Genomic DNA, 17472 nt, shown 5'->3' with positions numbered 1-17472 from the left:
CCTTGGGCAGTGGGGCCGTCGGTGCTCAGTCACAGTCAGGCGGACCCGTCGCGTCGGCTCTTCAGCCACCACGCCCCTCCGCCGAGGAGGAGGACGGTGGCACCGATACCGATGGCGATGGGCACGGCCGTGGACATGCCGTCGTCTTCCTCACCGCTGTCCGCCGCTGCCTTCGCGGAGGCCGACGGGCTCGCGGGCCGGGTCGTGGTCTGGGGCGTCGGCTCGTCGGATGCGGAGGTGGTGGGCTCCTCGGTGGGTGTGGGGCTGACGGGCTTGGCTCCGGGCTCGGCGGGCTTCAGCTCCAGCCGAGGTGCGGGATGGCCGTGCCCGTGGCCGTCGCCGCCGCTGTCGTTCAGTTCGATCCAGCGGTCGACCTTGCCGTCGCCGTAACTCTGCAGGGTCTTGAAGACCAGCGTCTTGGCGTCGGGCAACTGACGTACGGTCACGACGTACTCGGCGTCCTCGCCCACGGCCAGCTTCGGCCCGGAGACGGTGTAACCGCGACCGGTGGGGGCGAGTTTCCAGCCCTTGGGGCCTTCCTTGTAGGCGATGTCGCTCGGGATGATGCCATCGGGCAGGATCACCTCCAGCTTGCTGATGCCGGCGGACGCGGACTCCGACTCGGCGGAGAAGGTCAGCGCGACGTTCTGGGCGAGGGCGCGGGCGCCTTCGGCTTCGACCTCCGTGTGCGCGGAGGCCGACCCGGCGGTCGCGACGACGGCGGCGAGCGCGACGGCCGTCAGCGCGCCGAGGCGGCGAGCCGCATACGACAGATGGGTGCGGGACACGACGAACTCCTCGCGGAGGGGTACCAGGGCGCACAGGAAGTCGGATCGCCGACGCGAGGAGTTCCTGGGCGATCAAGTGATCCCCGTCACACGGCGTACTCAGGCCACAGCCTGCGCTGGAACACACCCGGCGCCGGAAAACAGCCGGCGCCGGCGCACAGGCTGCTCTGGAACCCGGCGCACATGTTGCTCTGGAGCACGGCCTACTCCGCCCGCAGAAGGAGGCCGTCCCCCATCCGTTCCTCCGGGCCGTCCCCGAGACTTTGCAGGGTCGGCGCCCTGCGCAGGCAGGACGCCCGGACCCGAGGGCACATGGTCCGCTGGGCGGTATGGCTGTCGACAGGCGTACGGCGGTGAAGGTGGCGGCGGTGGGGCTGGGCGCGCTGGGGTTGGGAGGCGGTGGCGGGGGCCGCTGGGACGGCTCCGGAGGCCCTGCGGGCCGTTCGGTGATCACGGTCCAGGGTGAGGCGGCGGTCCGCACGAACATTCCACGGATCCGGGATCGCCGGGCGTCCGGAGGCGCCTTGCTCGCGCTGCGCACCGGGCTGCGTCCGCCGGCGCGGGGCTGGTACGCCACGTATGTGGCCGAGGCGCCCGGTGAGGGCCCGTATCGGCTGGAGGCGGTGGCGACCTCGCCGGTCGAGCAGCCGCACACCGAGGAGACCGGCTCGTACTTCGGGATCGTGGTCAACGACGGCCGGCGGGTGGCGATCGCCCGCTCGCAGCCGTACTGGTACGAGTCCGTGCCCGCGTGGGGCGAGCTGTCCCGGCTGGAGGTGGGCACGGTGGAACTGCGGGAGGGACGGAACACGATCACGTTCACGGTGGACGAGCCGTGCGTGCTGGCGGCGTCCACCGGCTACCGCTTCCTCCTGGACCGGTTCACGCTGACGCCCGTGGCCCGCGTAGGGCTGTCGGGCATCCACCTCGGCGACCCGGCGGACACGATCGGCGTCCACCGGAGCGACGCGCGGGACGGGCCCGCACCGGAGCTGCGTTTCGTCCTGGAGGGGCGGACGCCACGGACCCGCCGGCTGCCCTTCACCGTCACGGACTATTTCGGGGAGCGGGTGGCCTCCGGGACGGTGACCGTTCCGGCGGGACGGGTCGCGGTTTCACTGGCGCTGCCCGAACTCCCGCCCGGGCACTACCGGGTGACGGCGGCAGGGTTGACCGGCTGTTTCGCCGTGCTGCCCGAGCGCCGGCCGGTCGAGGGCGGCCGCTTCGGTGTCAACGCGTACGTCTTCTCCCTCGTGCCGCCGTCCCGGCTCGACGCTTTCGCCTCCGCGATGCGGGACATGGGTGCGGGGTACGTACGCGACGGGATGCCGTGGCCCGCCGCCGAGCCGCATCGCGGGTCGTACGACATCCGGTTGTACGAGGGCGTGCAGCGGACGTTCCGTGCGCATGGTCTCGCCGTGCTCGACGTGCTCACCGCCGCTCCGGAATGGGCGATGACCGAGGCGTCACTGCCGCTGCCCGCCGATCTGCGGGACGTGTACCGCTACACCGCCCGACTCGCCGCCGACTCGCCCGACGCGATCCAGCTGTCGAACGAACCGGACGTCGACCGGACGAGTTCCACGGGGGAGCAGCACGCGGCGTTCGTGAAGGCGGCGGCCCTCGGGATCAGGGACACCAACGGCTCCACGACGGTGGTCCTGCCCGGGATCGCGGACGCGGGCAGCCCCTTCCAGATGCTGATGCTGGAGAACGAGGTGACGCGGTACGCGGACGCCTGGGGGTTCCACGGGTACCCGGACCCGGCCGACCAGGACGAACCCGAGGTGCCCGGATCGGCCGCCGTGCAAAGGGAGTTGCGACGGCTCCACGGAGCGGAGGCACTGCCGATGTGGATGACCGAGTGCGGGGTGTTCCTGGCCGCGCGCCCCGGCAGCGATCTCACCCCCGCCCAACAGGCCGTACAGGCGCGCTACTTGGTGCGCTCGACCGTGCTCAGTCTGGCGGCCGGGACGGAGCGTCACTTCTGGTTCGGGGCGCCGCCGATCCACGACGAGGGCGTCTACTTCGGGCTGCTCAGCCGGGAGTTCCAGCCGTGGCCCGCGTACAGCGCCCATGCCGCACTCGCCTCCCTGCTCGGCGAGGCGCGGTTCGTCGAACGGCTGCCGGGGCGGGCACGGGCCTACGCGTTCGCGGCGGGTACGGGACGGCGGGTCACCGTTGCGTGGGCGGACCCCGGCTCGGGGGTGACGGAGATGGTGGTGCCGGGGCGAGCGCCGGCCGAGGTGTACGACATCATGGGGCGGCGGTCCGGGCGGGTCGCCGCCGGGGGCCGGGTGCGGATGTCGGCGGATCCGGTCTACCTGGTCCAGGACGGAGCGGTGCCCGACGATGTCGCTTCGCCGGACGGCGGCGCACGACCGCTGTCCGCCGCCGAGCGCATCGTGCTCGCCCAGCGCTTCGACGCGGCCGACTCCGCGCCGAACAAGGCCGACGGCGACGCCCGGCCACCCCTCGGCCACCGGCTGAGGACGAGGACCCGGATGTCGGTCGACGTCTACAACTTCAACGACGCCCCGGCGACGGTCACACTGACCCCGCGTGCCTTCGGAGGCTGGACGGTACGGCCGGACCGGCGACCTCAGGTGACGGTCCCCCGGATGGGACGGGTGAGCGTGGACTTCACCGTCGTCGCCGGGAAACAGGTGCGGCGGGGCGTCGACCACCCGTTGGTGTTCGAGGCCGTGCTGGACGGCCATGGGGTTCCACCGTCCGTCTCCCGCATCCAGCGCCGGTCCCGCCGGCGGGGCAGGCCGGTCCCGCTCGCCCCCTCGATCACCGGCGTCACCGCGGACGGCGAACGGCTGGCGGCCAGGATCACCGACGCCCTTTCCGGAGTGGACCCGGCACGCGTCGACGTCGAGGTCGACGGTCGACGCGTGCCGGCGCGCTACGACGTGGCCACGGGACGGCTGACGGCTCACCTGGACCGGCGGCCGGGCCGACACGAGGTCTGGGTCCGCGCGTACAACAGGGCGCACGCGCCCGCGCAGGCCTCGGTGACGTACGAGGTCCCGCGCAGGCCTCGGTGACGTACGAGGTACTGCGCCGCTGACCCGCGATTCGGGACGTGACGGACCCGCGGGCCGGCAGGGCAGCGCCGGGCAGGCGGGCCGGTCAGGCGGTGCGGCAGAGCACCGCTGGGCCGGCCGGTGCCGCGGCGCCGGCCACGGTCGCGTGCACGGGACGGGCTGTACGGTCGCCGGCCACGACCCGCGAGCGGTTCCGTGCGAAGACGACGAGGCGCAGCACCGCGAACCGCGCGACACCGGCGAGTGCGGAGGCGGACAGGTAGACGACCTGCTCGAGCACCGCACCGGGTGCCGCCACCAGCTGCTGCAGGACAACCATCGCCGCGCAGGTCACCGCATAGGCGGCCGCCGCGGACCCGGCCGACTGCGCGTGCTGGCGCCGGGTCGCGCGCCCGCCTGCGCCGAAGGTGAAGCGAGCGTGCAGTTCGGTGGCGAGGAGCGTGGAGACCACGGTGATCAGGGCGTTGGCCAGACCCCAGGGAATCCAGGAGGCGAGGGCCGCCACGGCGAAGCTGGAGGCGAGCCCCACTCCGCCGCCGCAGACAACAAAGCGGGCGAAGGCGGCTAACGCACCGGGTTCCGCCTGCCGCCGGCTCTGTGCCGTCTCCATGATCCGACCCCCTTGATCGCCTACTCCGCGGAACGCGCACCTTTCGAGCTGTGAGACCTTCGCCCCCACGTTTCCCATGACGGAAACGCTACGTTGCATTCATATATCCAGCAACATATTCGTAGCACTGAACCACAATCAGTGCAGGTAGAGTCATGGAAAACGTTGCAATGTTCTTCCATCTAACGCAACACGCGAAAGCCTTGCTCGTTGCAACCATTGAGAGTGAACGCTTCGCGTGGCCGAGGGCGCGCCGGCGCCGGTCAGCCGATCCGACGTGATGGCGTTATGGCGTTATGGCGTTATGGCGTTATGGCATGGTGTGCCGGACTTGGATCGCTGCGGCTAGTACCGCGACAGCGCCCCCGCCTCCAGGCGGAGGTTCCAGCGGCCGTTGCGGCCGGTGACGGTGACCGTGGACAGGGGGCGGACGTCGAGGTTCCAGAAGGTCGCCGGCCGGGCACCCAGCGCGTACACCACGGCGGCCCGCACCACGGACGGCTCGGCCACCGCGACGATCTTGTTGCCGTCGTCCACGGGACGCGTCTCGAGCCACTCGCCCACGCGGCAGATGAAGGACGTCAGTGACTCACCGCCGTGCGGCGCGGCCTCGGGGTCGGCGAGCCACCTGTCCACCGCCGAGGGCTCCCTCGCCATCGCCTCACCCAGCGTGAACCCCCGCCACCGGCCCATGTCGCAGTCGCGCAGCGCGAGCTGGGCGAGCGGAGCGTAGCCGAGCGCGGCACCGGTCTCCCGGCTGCGCGGGGACGGCGAGCAGTAGCGCAGCTCGGCCGCCGCCAGCGACACCAGCTCGGGAGCCACGCGCAGCACCTCGTCCCAGCCGCCCTGGTCCAGCGGCCGGTCGTCCTCGAAGCGCTCGGCGAGCAGCGAGGAGCTGCGCGCCGCCGCGACGAACGTCAGCCGAAGATGCATGCGGCGATCGTGAGCCGGAAGGGTTCGCAGGTCAAGGGGTGTCTCAGGAGCACACCTCGGTGTAGGCCCGGCGGAGTCTGCGAACCCCCTCGGTGATCTCCTCGGTGTTCGCGACGTCGGCGTAGCTCAACCGGAGGTGCCCGGCGGGGGGTTCGGCGCTGAAGTAGGGGCGGCCCGGGGTCACGGCGAGTCCCGCCCGCAGGGCTGACGTCACCAGCGCCGACTCGTCGGTGCCGTCGGGCAGCCGCAGCCAGAGGTGATAGCCGCCGGACGGGACCCGCGGCGGGGCGAGATCGGGCAGGCTCAGCCGCAGCGCGGCCGTCAGGGCGTCGCGGCGGGTCTTCAGTTCGGTCGCGAGGGATCGCAGATGGCGGGGCCAGCCGGGCGAGCCGAGGAGTTCCAGCGCGGCCTCCTGCAGCGGCCGGGGCACGAAGAAGGTGTCGACGACCTGGATGGCCCGCAGCCGTTCCAGGACCGGGCCGCGGGCGGCGAGGCCGCACACCCGGAAGCTGGGCGAGGTCGCCTTGGTGAGCGAGCGGACGTGCACGACCACACCGTCGGGGTCGTCCGCGATCAGCGGGCGCGGCAGGGGCCCCGCGTCCTCGTGCACCAGACGGCGGACGAAGTCGTCCTCGATGACGAACGCGCCCGCTTCCCGGGCGATCCGCACCACCTCGCGGCGGCGCTCGGCGGTGAGGACCGCACCGGTCGGGTTCTGGAACAGCGGCTGGCAGACGAAAACCCGGGCGCGGCTCATCCGGAACGCCTCCGCCAGCAGGTCCGGCCTGACCCCGTCGGCGTCCACGGGGACCGGCACGGGACGCAGGCCCGCCGCGCGGGCGATCGCCAGCATGCCCGGGTAGGTGGGCGATTCGACGAGGACCGGGGCACCGGGCGGGGCGAGCGCGCGCAGCGCGCTGGTCAGCGCGGACTGCCCACCGGCCGTGATCAGGACCTCGCCAGCGGTCAGCGCGCCCCCGAGGTCGCGGGCGAACCAGGCCCGCAGCTCCGGCAGTCCGTCCACGGGCGGTCGCGCCCAGGCGCCGGGGCGGCGGCCCGCCCGCGCCAGGGCCGCCGCCATCGCGCGCTCGGGCTGCAGCGACGGATGCAGATAGCCGCCGCTGAAGTCGATGACTCCGGGCGGCGGGGCGGCGAGGGAGACCAGGACACCCGAGGCGTCGACGGTCCGTGGGACGACTTCCAGGGCGGCATCGGCGCTCAGCGCCACCTCCTGCCAGGAGGTGTCCCCCGCGGGCGCGAGGGCGTTGCGCGGCTCGGCCCGGAAGGCCCCCGCGCCCGGCCGGGTCACCACGAGCCCCTCGGCGGCGAGCTGCGCCAGCGCTCGCGACACCGTCACCGGGCTCACCCGGAAGCGCTCGACGAGCGTCCGACTCGACGGCAGCTTTCCTCCCGGTGAGTAGCGGTCGAGCTCCTGGCGCAGCCGATTCGCCACTTCACCGACACTGCTACTCTCGTTCATGAGAGCTCACGATAGCGCTATCGGCAGCAACGGAATAGCGGTCAGCACGGGCACGGCGGGCACGGGGATCGGACCCGGGAGCGCCGGTCCGAGGACGCATGGGCGGCGCACCCCGAGTAGCACGGGCAGGTCCCGCTCGGGCGCGGTGCAGGCGGCCCTGGGTGTCGTCGCCTTCTCGCTCACCTTCCCGGCCACCGCCTGGGGTCTCGAGGGATTCGGGCCGTGGTCGCTGGTGGCCGTGCGGATCGTGCTCGCGGCGGTGGTGGCCGGCGGGTGTCTGGTCGCGCTGCGGGTGCCGGTGCCCGCCCGCCGGCACCGGGGCGGACTGGCCGTCGTCGCCGCCGGGGTGGTCGTCGGGTTCCCGCTGCTGACCACCCTCGCCCTGCAGACGTCGACGACCGCGCACGCGGCGGTCGTGGTGGGCCTGCTGCCCCTGACCACCGCCGTGTTCTCGGCCCTGCGCACCGGCTCCCGTCCGTCGCGCGCGTTCTGGGGTGCCGCCCTCGCGGGTGCCGGTGTCGTGGTCCTGTTCACCGTGCGGCAGAGCGGCGGTGTGCTCGGCGCCGCCGATCTTTTGCTCTTCGCGGCGCTGCTGGTCTGCGCAGCCGGGTACACCGAGGGCGGCCGGCTCGCCGGGGTCATGCCGGGCTGGCAGGTCATCAGCTGGGCGCTCGTGCTGTGTCTGCCGGTGAGCCTGCCGGGGGCGCTGGTCGCGCTGTCGTACGAACCCGCCCGCCTCACCGCGCACGGTCTGGCGGGACTGTTGTGGGTCGCCGTGGGCTCCCAGTTCCTGGGCCTGGTCGTCTGGTACCGGGGCATGGCCGCCATCGGCATTCCGAGGGCCAGCCAGTTCCAGCTGGCGCAGCCGTTGCTCACCCTCGTCTGGTCGGTGCTGCTGCTCGGCGAGCGGCTGAGCCCGGCCGCTCCGGTGACGGCCGCCGCCGTACTGGTCTGTATCGCGGTCACACAGCGGGCGAGGGGCCGGTGAACGTACGCCGCGCGGTGACCGACGGCCTTCCGGCACGCAGCCCGCCCGGCCCCGGCGTCACCCGAGCGCCTCTCTCGAGGTTCCCATTGCGGCCCGCCGCCCTAGACTGAGGCGCAGGGACCGCTACCCCCGTGCATGACGAGGAGGCCCTCCAGATGCGTGCAGTCAAGGGCGACCAGTTGCTGGTGCACGGCAGGATCGTCGGCCAGCACGACCGGATCGCGGTGATCCTGGAAGTGCTGGGACCGGACGGCACTCCCCCGTATCGCGTCCGTTTCGAGGACGACGGACACGAGGCGCTGATGTCTCCCGGCCCCGACTCCGTCGTACGGCACAAGGAAGACGCATAGACGCCCGGGTACACGGCTCCCGGGCGCACAACCGATCATGGCTCGACCGAGTCGGCGGCCCGGCACTGCCGGGGCCGCCGGGCGGTGCCGCCGAGAGCGAAGACCCCTCGGCGTCCGCTCCTCGGCACATCAACCCTCGGCGCGGAGCTCCCCTTTCGCGTTGAGCGGCGGCGGAGCCGGCCGCCGGTAGTGGTCGGCGACCACGCGTGCCATGGCGCCGATCGGATCGGCACGGACCTCCCGGGCCGAGAAGAAGGCATGCCCTCGTACCTCCGCGTACCGCGACGCGAACGTGAGGTGCCGGGAGAGTTCGGCCGGGTTCCGCCATGCCGCGGGCTGCGCCGGATCCCCCGCCTTGTACAGCGCCTCCCCCACGTACAGCCGGGTGCCGGTGCCCCGCACGACCCGTGCCCACCAGGGCACGAGGGTCGCGTAGTCGGCCGCCTGGAAGCCGATGTTCCAGTACAACTGCGGGCAGATGTAGTCGATCCAGTGCTGCCGCACCCATCTGCGGGTGTCGGCGTACAGGTCGTCGTAGGTCTGCACCCCGGCCCGGGTGGCCGAGCCGAGCGGGTCGGTCGAGGCGTTGCGCCAGACCCCGAACGGGCTGATCCCGAACTGTGTGCCGGGCCTGATGGCCTTGATCCGGGTGGAGGTCTCCAGCACCAGCCGGTTGATGTTGTCGCGCCGCCAGGCGGCCCGGTTCGGGAAGCCCCGGCCGTACCTCGCGTACGCCGCGTCGTCGTTGAAGACCTCTCCGGCGACCGGGTACGGGTAGAAGTAGTCGTCGAAGTGGACCGCGTCGACGGGATATTTGCGGACCGCGTCGAGCATGGCGTCCTGGACGAACCTGCGCACCTCGGGCAGTCCGGGGTTGTAGTAAAGCTTCCCGCCGTAGCGGACGACCCACTCGGGGTGACGGCGCGCGGGGTGGGAGGGGGCGAGCCGGGTCGGATCGGTGTGGCCCGCGACGCGGTAGGGGTTGAACCAGGCGTGCAGTTCCAGGCCGCGGGCGTGCGCCGCCCTGACCGCGGTGCCGAGCGGGTCCCAGCCGGGGTTCCGCCCCTGGGTGCCGGTGAGGTACGCGGACCAGGGCTCGTACGGCGAGGGCCACATCGCGTCGGCGGTGGGGCGCACCTGGAAGATCACCGCGTTCAGCCGCCGTGCCACAGCCGTGTCGATGTGTGCGATCAGCTCGGCGCGCTGCTGGGCCGCGGTCAGTCCCGGCCGGGAGGGCCAGTCGCGGTTGGCGACCGTCGCCAGCCACACCCCTCGCAGGGCGCCGGCGGCCGCCGCCGGTGCTCCCCCGTGTCCGTCGCGGGGCCGGTGGGCCGCGGCGGCCGCGTCCCCGGCCAGCGCGAGCCCCGACAGCATGGCCGCGGTGGTCGCCGCGAATCCGCGGCGCGTCAGACGCCCCATCAGCACACCCCGTTCACTGTATGTGTTCCGTTCCTGCGGTCTGGTGACGGAAGACAGCATGCCCGACCAAGCCCGCGGTCCACCGGTACGACCCGGCCGCCAGGGCACCGGTGGCTCGGGAGTAACGTGCAGGCGAGGCAGCCCCGCACCACGGGAAGTCCGCATCACGGAACGCTGCCTCTCCCATGACCAGCGAAAGGGACGATGTGACGGAGACCTACACCGACATCTCGCGCGTCGGAGTGGTGGGCTGCGGCCAGATGGGAGCGGGCATCGCCGAAGTGTGCGCCCGCGCCGGACTCGAGGTGAAGGTGGCCGAAACCACCGGCGAAGCCCTCGAAATCGGCCGTACCCGGCTGTTCAACTCGCTCTCCAAGGCGGCCGAGCGCGGCAAGATCTCCGCGGACGAGTTGGGGGTGACCCAGGACCGGCTCACCTTCACCACCGACCTCGGCGAGTTCACCGACCGCGACCTGGTGATCGAGGCCGTCGTGGAGAACGAGCAGGTGAAGACCGAGATCTTTCAGGTGCTCGACCAGGTGGTGACCCGCCCGGACGCGATCCTGGCCTCCAACACCTCCTCGATTCCGCTGGTCAAGCTCGCCGTGGCCACCTCGCGCCCGGACCAGGTCATCGGCATCCACTTCTTCAACCCGGCTCCGGTGCAGAAGCTGGTCGAGCTGATCCCCGCGCTGACGACCTCCGAAGGCACCCTCCTGCGGGCGCAGACGTTCACCGAGAAGATCCTGGGCAAGCACGCGATCCGCGCGCAGGATCGTTCCGGCTTCGTGGTGAACGCGCTGCTGATCCCGTATCTGCTCTCCGCCATCCGGATGTTCGAGTCGGGCATCGCCAGCCGCGAGGACATCGACAACGGCATGGAACTGGGCTGCGCGCACCCGATGGGTCCGCTCAAGCTCTCCGACCTGATCGGTCTCGACACCGTCGCGTCGGTCGCCTACAGCATGTACAACGAGTTCAAGGAGCCGCTGTACGCCGCTCCCCCGCTGCTCCAGCGGATGGTGGAGGCGGGCCGGCTCGGCCGCAAGACGGGGTCGGGTTTCTACAACTACCCCTGACGCGTGGTCAGTCGCACGACCGTGGGCCCGGCGCTCGTCCGAGTGCCGGGCCCACGGCATTCACACACCGTGTGCGCGACGGGCCCGCATATGCCCCGCGCACACTCTCCCGCCGTATGTGCGCGGCCTGTTGACTTTGCGTGTGCATGAAATGCAGCGACCGACTACGGAAAGGAGCGGACACGTGACCGCCGACCCCGTGCACCACGTGGTCCCGGGAGAAGTCGCGGAGTTACGCCGCCGTCTCGATGTGGCCCAGGCCCGTGTCGACGGAGGGCTGACCCTGCTCAGCCACCGGGCCGAGCAGACCGCCAAGGACCTCGACGATCTGCAGAGCCGGGTCACCGCCCTCGAACACAACCGCTGGCCCCTGCAGGCCGTCGCGGTCCTCACGGCCGTGGGCGCACTCGCCGTGGCGATCTGGCAGGCTCTGGGCCGTTGAGCCCCGGGAACTGCCAGGGAGTTGACGGGGGTTCGGTCAGGGCAACACGTCCTGCCCGAGCCTGAGGTGGTGCAGCAGGAGCAGCGCAGCAGCCATGTTGGCGGCCGGGACCTCACCGCGGGCGACCATGTCGGGAACGAGCTTGAGAGGTACCCATTCCCGGCGGTCGGACTCGAAGTCGTCCACGGGATGTCCGACGTACGCGCCCTCGTCGGCCCAGAAGATGTGGTGCCGGGCGTCGGTGAGCCCATTGGACGGCTCGACGCTCATCAGATGGCGCAGGGGTCCCGGCCGCCAGCCGGTTTCCTCCTCCAGTTCCCGGGCCGCCGCGACCGCGATGTCCTCGCCGTCCTCGACCACACCCGCGGCGAGTTCCCAGCCCCAGCTGTCGGTGATGAAACGGTGCCGCCACAGCAGCAGCACCTCGTTCGCCTCGTTGACGACGGTGGCCACGGCGACCGGCCGCAGCCGTATCAGGAAGTGGTCGAGATGTCGGCCGTCGGGTAGTTCGACGTCTGCGAGGTTGACACTGAACCAGCGGTTTGCATACACGGTTTGCTCGTTCTGGTTTGTCCACTGCACAGTTCTGCCACCTTCCGCCGAGTAGATGGCAATATCGCAGCAGGAAAAGCGGCAGATCGGACCGCTCAGAGCGCGGCGGCAGGATGCACGCTGCAGCACGAAGGTGCGTGCGATGCCTACGACTCCCGAGTGCCCTACAGCGGCACGCGCAAAGCTCCCTCGATGAGCTCCGCGGCCTCGGCCGTGCCCGCGCAGCCGCTGCGCACCAGGTGCTCACGCACCGCACGCAGTCTCTCGCGCAGCCGCTGGGACTCCATCCCCCGCGCCTGCTCGGCCATTTCGACGGCCGTGGCCGCCGCTTTGTCGGCGTTGCCCTGACGCAGTTCTATCTGGCTGAGCATGGCGAGCCGGTGCACCCGGCCGCGGTCGTGCGCCGGGGTGTCCACCGCCGCGTTGGCGTGCTCGGCCGCGGCCGTCAGATCGCCCAGGCTCAACAGGGCCTCCGCCACCTGCACATTGACCAGGCCGGGCTGCACATAGCCGGTCTCGTCCGGCTCGTGACCGCGGCGGATCCGGTCGGCGGCCGACTCGGCCCGCCGGATGCAGGACAGCGCGCTGGTGCCGTCGCCGAGGTGCGCGTAGGCCTTGGCCTGCATGGCGTACAGATCGGAGGCGAGCGCCGGGGTGATGTGCCGTCCCGCCGCCCGCAGCGCGGCCTCCGCGAAGGCCACCGCCTGCCGGTACTCCTTCATGAACAGCGACTGGTTGACCAGCAGGGCGATGACATAGGCGCCGAGTCCCCGGTCGCCGCTGGCCTTGGCCAGTCTGAGCGCCTGGTGGAAGTAGCGCTGGGCCAGGCCGTGGGCATCGGAGTCGTAGGCGCAGATCCCCGCGATGGCGACCAGTCCACCGGTCGCCCGGTGCAGTTGGCGGCCGGTGGCGTCGGTGTAGCTGCCGCGCAGCAGAGGTGCGGTCTCGGCGTTGAGGAAGCCGACGATCCGGGTGCGGGTCGCGATGCCGCCGGCCTTGCGGTACATCTGCTCGTAGTGGGCCCGGGCCGAGCGCAGCATCTCGATGTCCGCCATGCTGACCTGGTGCCGGCCGCCGCGCGAGACGTCCACGTCCTCGGGCGGGTTCTCCCACTCCCACACCGGCATCACGGCCGGAGTGCCGGTGACCGCCGGGGCGCCCAGGATGTGCGGGCGCTGCTGCTCGTCGGAGCGCCACAGGGCGGTGGCCCGCTCCACGAAACCGCCCAACGAGCCGTGTGAGGCGGCCGGCTCGCCCGGGACGCCGAGGCCGATGTCGTCGAGGGTGACCGTACGGCGCAGCCGCCCGGCGAGCACCTCGCAGATCAGGTCGGGCACCTGGCCACGCGGCCGCTGCCCCTTCAACCAGCGCGCCACGGCGGTGTGTTCGTACCGCAGCACGAGCCCCCGGGCGCGGCCCGCCTGGTTGACATGCGCCGCGAGCCCCGCATGGGAGATACCGGCCTCGTCGAGGATGGCGTCGAGCAGTGTGTTGGGCTGCATGTGCCCTCCGGTGGCTCGGTACGGCTGCCTCTGCCCGGCAGGCCGCAGCGGCCAGACCGTCAGATGCCCGGGCCCCCAGCCGAAGGAGCGGGAAAGCCCGTCTCGTCCGGCAGATTAGCGTGCGGTCGGCCTGTCCGACCCCGTGCTTCACACGGGCCGTTCACACGGGGTGTGAACGGAATGCCCGCATACGGGGCGTGCGTACGCTGTCGCAGCGAGTTTCGGACCTGTTGACTGAAACGCCTCGCAAGAGGCCGGCCGGGCCGTCGGCTCCCCCTCGTACAGTGCGACGGCCCGTTTTCGCGCCGTCCGCCCAGCTGCCTGCCCGACACTCCGTGGCAGGGCGGACGGCGCACGCCGCGCCTAGCGGCAGGTGCGGTGCCGGCGAACGGCGGCGCCGGGCGCATCGCCGGGTACGTGTCGGTCCGCGGCCTCGGCGTCACGTGGGGTGGTGCGCCCGGTGCCGCGTCCGGCGCGGGTGAGGGGGATCGCCGGAAGGGCTGAAGCCACGCGCCGGCGGACGAGAAGGGGCGGGGACGAGAAGAGGCGTGCCCGGAGACCTCCGGGCACGCCTCGATCGCGGTCGCGGCTACGCCCCCCGCAGCACCGCCCCGGTCCGCTCCGCGGCGAGAGAGACCGCGGCGTCACGAGCCGCGGACGCCTCGTCCACGGTCAGCGTGCGGTCGGCGGCACGGAACCGCAACGCGTACGCCAGGGACTTCTTCCCGGCGCCCAGCTGCTCGCTCTCGTAGACGTCGAACAGCCGGATGGACTCGAGGAGTTGACCCGCGCCCTCGTGCAGCGCAGCCTCGACGTCGGCGTGCGGGACCGTCTTGTCGACGACGAGGGCCACGTCCTGGGTGGCGACCGGGAAGGTCGAGATGTGCGGAGCCTTCGGCAGTCCCTCGCCCGCCTCCTCCAGCAGGTCCAGGTCCAGTTCCATCGCGCAGGTGCGCGCGGGCAGGCCCAGGGTCTTCAGGACGCCGGGGTGCAGCTCACCGGCGTACCCGATGACCCGCTCCGTGCCGTCGACGACGACCGCGAGTTCGGCGCACCGGCCGGGGTGCCACGGCCCGTACCGGCCACCGCGGACGATGAGTCGGGCCCCGGCCTCGCCGGCCAGCAGGCGCGCGGCCTCGACGGCGTCGGCCCAGTCGGAGGGACGGCCCTTGCCCCACCAGCCGGCCTGCTCGCGGGCGCCCGCGAGGACCACGGCGGCGTACCGGGGCTGCTCGGGGAGCGCGTCGAGGAGGGTGGTGATCTCGTCGTCGGTGGGCCGCCGGTCGACGGGCAGCCGCCCGGCGACGCTCAGCTCCTCCCGCGGGTGGAACACCAGCCCGGTCTCGAACAGGGCCAGGTCGTGCGAGCCCCGGCCGTCGTTGCGGCGCAGCGCGGCGAGCAGGCCCGGCAGCAGCGTGGTGCGCAGCGCGGGCTCCTCGTCGGAGAGCGGGTTGACCAGCTTGACGACACGGCGCTTGGGGTCGTCGGTGGCGAGGCTGAGCTGGTCGAAGACGTGCTCGCCGAGGAACGGGTAGTTGAGCGCCTCGACGTATCCGGCCCCCGCCAGCGCGCGGCCGACCCGGCGGTGCAGTCGCTGCCGGTCGGTCAGGCCCAGGCCCGCCGGGGGCTTGGGGAGGGTGGAGGGCAGGTTCTCGTAGCCCTCCAGGCGGATGACCTCTTCGGCGAGGTCGTTGGGGTCGGTGAGGTCCGGCCGCCAGGACGGGACGGTGACGATCAGCTCGTCCTGCCCGTAGACGTCGCAGCCGATCTCCTGCAGACGGCGTACGACGGTTTCACGGCCGTAGGCGACGCCCGCGACCTTGTCCGGGTGGTCGGCCGGGATGGTGATGGTGCGCGGCGCGGACGGGGCGATCACCTCGGTGACGCCGGCTTCCGCGGTGCCGCCCGCCAGCAGCACCAGCAGGTCGACCGTGCGCTGGGCGGCAGCGGCGGCGGCCAGCGGGTCGACTCCGCGCTCGAAGCGCTTGGACGCCTCGGAGGACAGCTTGTGGCGGCGGGCCGTGCGCGCGATCGTGATCGGGTCGAAGTGGGCGGCCTCGATGACGACGTCGGTCGTGGTGCCCTCGGTGTCGTCGATCTCGGTGTTGGCGCCGCCCATGACGCCCGCGAGGCCGATGGGGCCGCGGTCGTCGGTGATCACCAGGTCCTCGGCGTCGAGCGTGCGCACCACTCCGTCGAGGGTGGCGAGCTTCTCGCCCTGCTCGGCGCGGCGCACCCCGATGGTGCCCTGGACGCGGCCCCGGTCATAGGCGTGCAGCGGCTGCCCCAGCTCGAGCATCACGTAGTTGGTGATGTCGACGGCGAGCGAGATCGGGCGCATGCCCGCCTTCTGCAGACGGCGCTTGAGCCAGATCGGGGAGCGGGCCTCGGGGTCGAGCCCGGTGACCGTGCGGGCGGTGAAGCGGTCGCAGCCGAGCGGGTCGGAGACCTCGACCGGGTAGCCGAACTCGTTCGGGCCCGGGACGTCGAGCAGCGCCGGGTCGAGCAGCGGCAGCCCGTACGCGGTCGCGGTCTCGCGGGCCACGCCGCGCAGCGACAGCGCGTAGCCGCGGTCGGGGGTGACGGCGATGTCGAGGACCTCGTCGACGAGCTGGAGCAGCTCGATGGCGTCGGTGCCGACCTCGTGCTCGGGCGGCAGCACGATGATGCCCTTGCTGCCGTCGTCGCCCATGCCCAGCTCGTCGGCGGAGCAGATCATGCCGTGCGAGGTCTTGCCGTACGTCTTGCGCGCGGAGATCGCGAAGCCGCCGGGCAGCACGGCGCCCGGGAGGACGACGACGACCTTGTCGCCGACGGCGAAGTTGCGGGCGCCGCAGACGATCTCCTGGGGCTCACCGGTGCCGTTGGCCCGGCCGACGTCGACGGTGCAGAAGCGGATGGGCTTCTTGAAGCCCTCCAGTTCCTCGATGGTCAGCACCTGGCCGACGACGAGGGGGCCCTTGAGGCCGTCGCCGAGCGGCTCGACGGTCTCCACCTCGAGCCCGGCGGAAATGAGCTTGGCCTGGACGTCGCGGCCGGTCTCCGTCGCCGGCAGGTCGACGTACTCCCGCAGCCAAGAAAGCGGGACCCGCATCAGATCTCCATCCCGAACGGCCGGGTGAACCGGACGTCACCCTCGACCATGTCTCGCATGTCTTCGACGTTGTGGCGGAACATGAGCATGCGCTCGATGCCGAACCCGAAGGCGAATCCGCTGTACTTCTCCGGGTCCACACCACAGGCGGTCAGGACGCGCGGGTTGACCATGCCGCAGCCGCCGAGCTCGATCCAGCCCTCGCTGGAGCAGGTGCGGCAGGCGCGGTCGGGGTTGCCGACGGACTCGCCCTTGCACACGTAGCAGAGCATGTCCATCTCGGCGGACGGCTCGGTGAACGGGAAGTAGTTCGGGCGCAGCCGGGTTTTCATGTCCGGGCCGAAGAGCGACTGGACCATGTGGTCGAGGGTGCCCTTGAGGTCGGCCATGGTCAGGCCCTCGTCGACGGCGAGCAGCTCGATCTGGTGGAAGACCGGGGTGTGGGTGGCGTCCAGCTCGTCGGTGCGGAAGACGCGGCCGGGGCAGACGACGTAGACCGGGGGCTCCCGGTCGAGCATGGCGCGAGCCTGCACGGGCGAGGTGTGGGTGCGCAGGACGACACCCGACTCGCCGTGGTCGCCCTTCGGGCCCTCCACGAAGAAGGTGTCCTGCATCTGCCGCGCCGGGTGGTCGGGGCCGAAGTTCAGGGCGTCGAAGTTGAACCACTCCGCCTCGACCTCGGGGCCCTCGGCGATCTCGTAGCCCATGGAGACGAAGACGTCGGCGACCCGCTCCATCATCGTGGTCAGTGGGTGGCGGGCGCCGGACGGTACGCGGTCGTAGGGCAGCGTGACGTCCACGGCCTCCTCGACCAGCACGCGGGCGTCACGTTCGGCCTCCAGCTCCGCCTGGCGGGCGGCGAGGCCCTTGTTCACGGCGCCGCGGGCCTGACCCACGCGCTTGCCGGCGTCGGCCTTGGCGTGCGGGGGCAGGGCGCCGATCTCGCGGTTGGCGAGGGCCAGCGGCGAGGTGCCGCCGGTGTGCGCGACCTTGGCCTCCTGGAGGGCTTCGAGGGAGTCCGCGGCGGCGAAGGCGGCGAGCGCCTCGTCCCGCATGCGCTCGATCTCTTCGGGTTTCAAGGCCTCGACCTCGACTGGGTCGTACGACTTATTGGGTGCCGACATCTCTTCCCGTGCTTCCGGTTGGCTGGCTGGAGGTCCCGTCACCGACTCATGGACGAAT

General features: G+C 72.0%; 14 protein-coding genes. 5 read left to right on the top strand and 9 right to left on the bottom strand.

Features of this window, described 5'->3' with window-relative positions:
* Positions 1–35: 35 nt before the first annotated feature.
* Entirely contained in the window at positions 36–788 is a 753-nt protein-coding gene (locus EF387_RS22005) for a DUF1775 domain-containing protein (protein ID WP_128378322.1), read from the bottom strand.
* 329 nt (positions 789–1117) lie between these two features.
* Between EF387_RS22005 and EF387_RS22000 the strand changes: the two genes are divergently transcribed.
* Complete coding sequence (locus tag EF387_RS22000; protein ID WP_128378321.1) at positions 1118–3841, top strand: hypothetical protein; 2724 nt, start codon at positions 1118–1120, stop codon at positions 3839–3841.
* Between the two features lie 85 nt (positions 3842–3926).
* On the opposite strand, the gene EF387_RS21995 is transcribed toward EF387_RS22000, so the two are convergent.
* From EF387_RS21995 to EF387_RS21985, 3 genes are all read right to left on the bottom strand, one after another.
* Complete coding sequence (locus EF387_RS21995; protein WP_128378320.1) at positions 3927–4451, bottom strand: hypothetical protein; 525 nt, start codon at positions 4449–4451, stop codon at positions 3927–3929.
* 345 nt (positions 4452–4796) lie between these two features.
* A complete protein-coding gene (locus tag EF387_RS21990; RefSeq protein ID WP_128378319.1) occupies positions 4797–5384 on the bottom strand; it encodes a histidine phosphatase family protein in 588 nt (195 codons plus the stop codon).
* Positions 5385–5427: 43 nt separating this feature from the next.
* On the bottom strand, positions 5428–6864 hold the full coding sequence (locus EF387_RS21985; RefSeq protein WP_128378318.1) for an aminotransferase-like domain-containing protein: 1437 nt from the start codon (positions 6862–6864) through the stop codon (positions 5428–5430).
* On the opposite strand from EF387_RS21985, the gene EF387_RS21980 reads away from it, so the two are divergent.
* Complete coding sequence (locus EF387_RS21980; RefSeq protein ID WP_128378317.1) at positions 6863–7852, top strand: DMT family transporter; 990 nt, start codon at positions 6863–6865, stop codon at positions 7850–7852. The genes EF387_RS21985 and EF387_RS21980 overlap by 2 nt on opposite strands.
* Before the next feature lie 155 nt (positions 7853–8007).
* Positions 8008–8202, top strand: coding sequence for a DUF1918 domain-containing protein (locus EF387_RS21975; protein WP_128378316.1), 195 nt, complete (start codon positions 8008–8010; stop codon positions 8200–8202).
* 129 nt (positions 8203–8331) lie between these two features.
* Here EF387_RS21975 and EF387_RS21970 read toward each other — a convergent pair whose 3' ends face one another.
* The gene (locus EF387_RS21970) at positions 8332–9621 is read right to left on the bottom strand and encodes a glycoside hydrolase family 10-like protein (RefSeq protein ID WP_128378315.1); all 1290 of its coding nucleotides are present in this window, start codon (positions 9619–9621) and stop codon (positions 8332–8334) included.
* Between the two features lie 185 nt (positions 9622–9806).
* On the opposite strand from EF387_RS21970, the gene EF387_RS21965 reads away from it, so the two are divergent.
* A complete protein-coding gene (locus tag EF387_RS21965; protein WP_128378314.1) occupies positions 9807–10700 on the top strand; it encodes a 3-hydroxybutyryl-CoA dehydrogenase in 894 nt (297 codons plus the stop codon).
* Between the two features lie 184 nt (positions 10701–10884).
* Complete coding sequence (locus tag EF387_RS21960) at positions 10885–11142, top strand: ADP-ribosylation factor GTPase-activating family protein (protein ID WP_128378313.1); 258 nt, start codon at positions 10885–10887, stop codon at positions 11140–11142.
* A 36-nt stretch (positions 11143–11178) separates the two neighbouring features.
* Here EF387_RS21960 and EF387_RS21955 read toward each other — a convergent pair whose 3' ends face one another.
* The 4 genes from EF387_RS21955 to pheS all read right to left on the bottom strand — a co-directional run bounded on the left by EF387_RS21955 (position 11179) and on the right by pheS (position 17414).
* Positions 11179–11724, bottom strand: a complete 546-nt coding sequence (locus EF387_RS21955; RefSeq protein WP_128378312.1) for an NUDIX hydrolase — start codon at positions 11722–11724, stop codon at positions 11179–11181.
* A gap of 134 nt (positions 11725–11858) precedes the next feature.
* A complete protein-coding gene (locus EF387_RS21950) occupies positions 11859–13196 on the bottom strand; it encodes an NsdA family TPR-like regulatory protein (protein WP_128378311.1) in 1338 nt (445 codons plus the stop codon).
* 589 nt (positions 13197–13785) lie between these two features.
* The gene (pheT, locus tag EF387_RS21945; protein ID WP_128378310.1) at positions 13786–16290 is read right to left on the bottom strand and encodes a phenylalanine--tRNA ligase subunit beta; all 2505 of its coding nucleotides are present in this window, start codon (positions 16288–16290) and stop codon (positions 13786–13788) included.
* Entirely contained in the window at positions 16290–17414 is a 1125-nt protein-coding gene (gene pheS / locus EF387_RS21940) for a phenylalanine--tRNA ligase subunit alpha (RefSeq protein ID WP_128378309.1), read from the bottom strand. Before pheS ends, pheT begins: the two co-directional genes overlap by 1 nt.
* Positions 17415–17472: the final 58 nt, after the last annotated feature.

It is taken from the genome of Streptomyces cavernae (assembly GCF_004023625.1).
Taxonomy (GTDB): Bacteria; Actinomycetota; Actinomycetes; order Streptomycetales; family Streptomycetaceae; genus Streptomyces; species Streptomyces cavernae.
This window is presented reverse-complemented; position numbering and strand designations above follow the sequence as displayed.

Bases quoted from the DNA above. Each gene is read 5' to 3' on its own strand.
- EF387_RS21975 (WP_128378316.1), top strand. From the start codon at position 8,008: ATGCGTGCAGTCAAGGGCGACCAGTTGCTGGTGCACGGCAGGATCGTC.
- EF387_RS21980 (WP_128378317.1), top strand. From the start codon at position 6,863: ATGAGAGCTCACGATAGCGCTATCGGCAGCAACGGAATAGCGGTCAGC.
- EF387_RS21965 (WP_128378314.1), top strand. From the start codon at position 9,807: ATGACCAGCGAAAGGGACGATGTGACGGAGACCTACACCGACATCTCG.
- pheT (WP_128378310.1), bottom strand. From the start codon at position 16,290: ATGCGGGTCCCGCTTTCTTGGCTGCGGGAGTACGTCGACCTGCCGGCG.
- EF387_RS21985 (WP_128378318.1), bottom strand. From the start codon at position 6,864: ATGAACGAGAGTAGCAGTGTCGGTGAAGTGGCGAATCGGCTGCGCCAG.
- EF387_RS21950 (WP_128378311.1), bottom strand. From the start codon at position 13,196: ATGCAGCCCAACACACTGCTCGACGCCATCCTCGACGAGGCCGGTATC.
- EF387_RS21995 (WP_128378320.1), bottom strand. From the start codon at position 4,451: ATGGAGACGGCACAGAGCCGGCGGCAGGCGGAACCCGGTGCGTTAGCC.
- pheS (WP_128378309.1), bottom strand. From the start codon at position 17,414: ATGTCGGCACCCAATAAGTCGTACGACCCAGTCGAGGTCGAGGCCTTG.
- EF387_RS22000 (WP_128378321.1), top strand. From the start codon at position 1,118: ATGGCTGTCGACAGGCGTACGGCGGTGAAGGTGGCGGCGGTGGGGCTG.
- EF387_RS21970 (WP_128378315.1), bottom strand. From the start codon at position 9,621: ATGGGGCGTCTGACGCGCCGCGGATTCGCGGCGACCACCGCGGCCATG.
- EF387_RS21990 (WP_128378319.1), bottom strand. From the start codon at position 5,384: ATGCATCTTCGGCTGACGTTCGTCGCGGCGGCGCGCAGCTCCTCGCTG.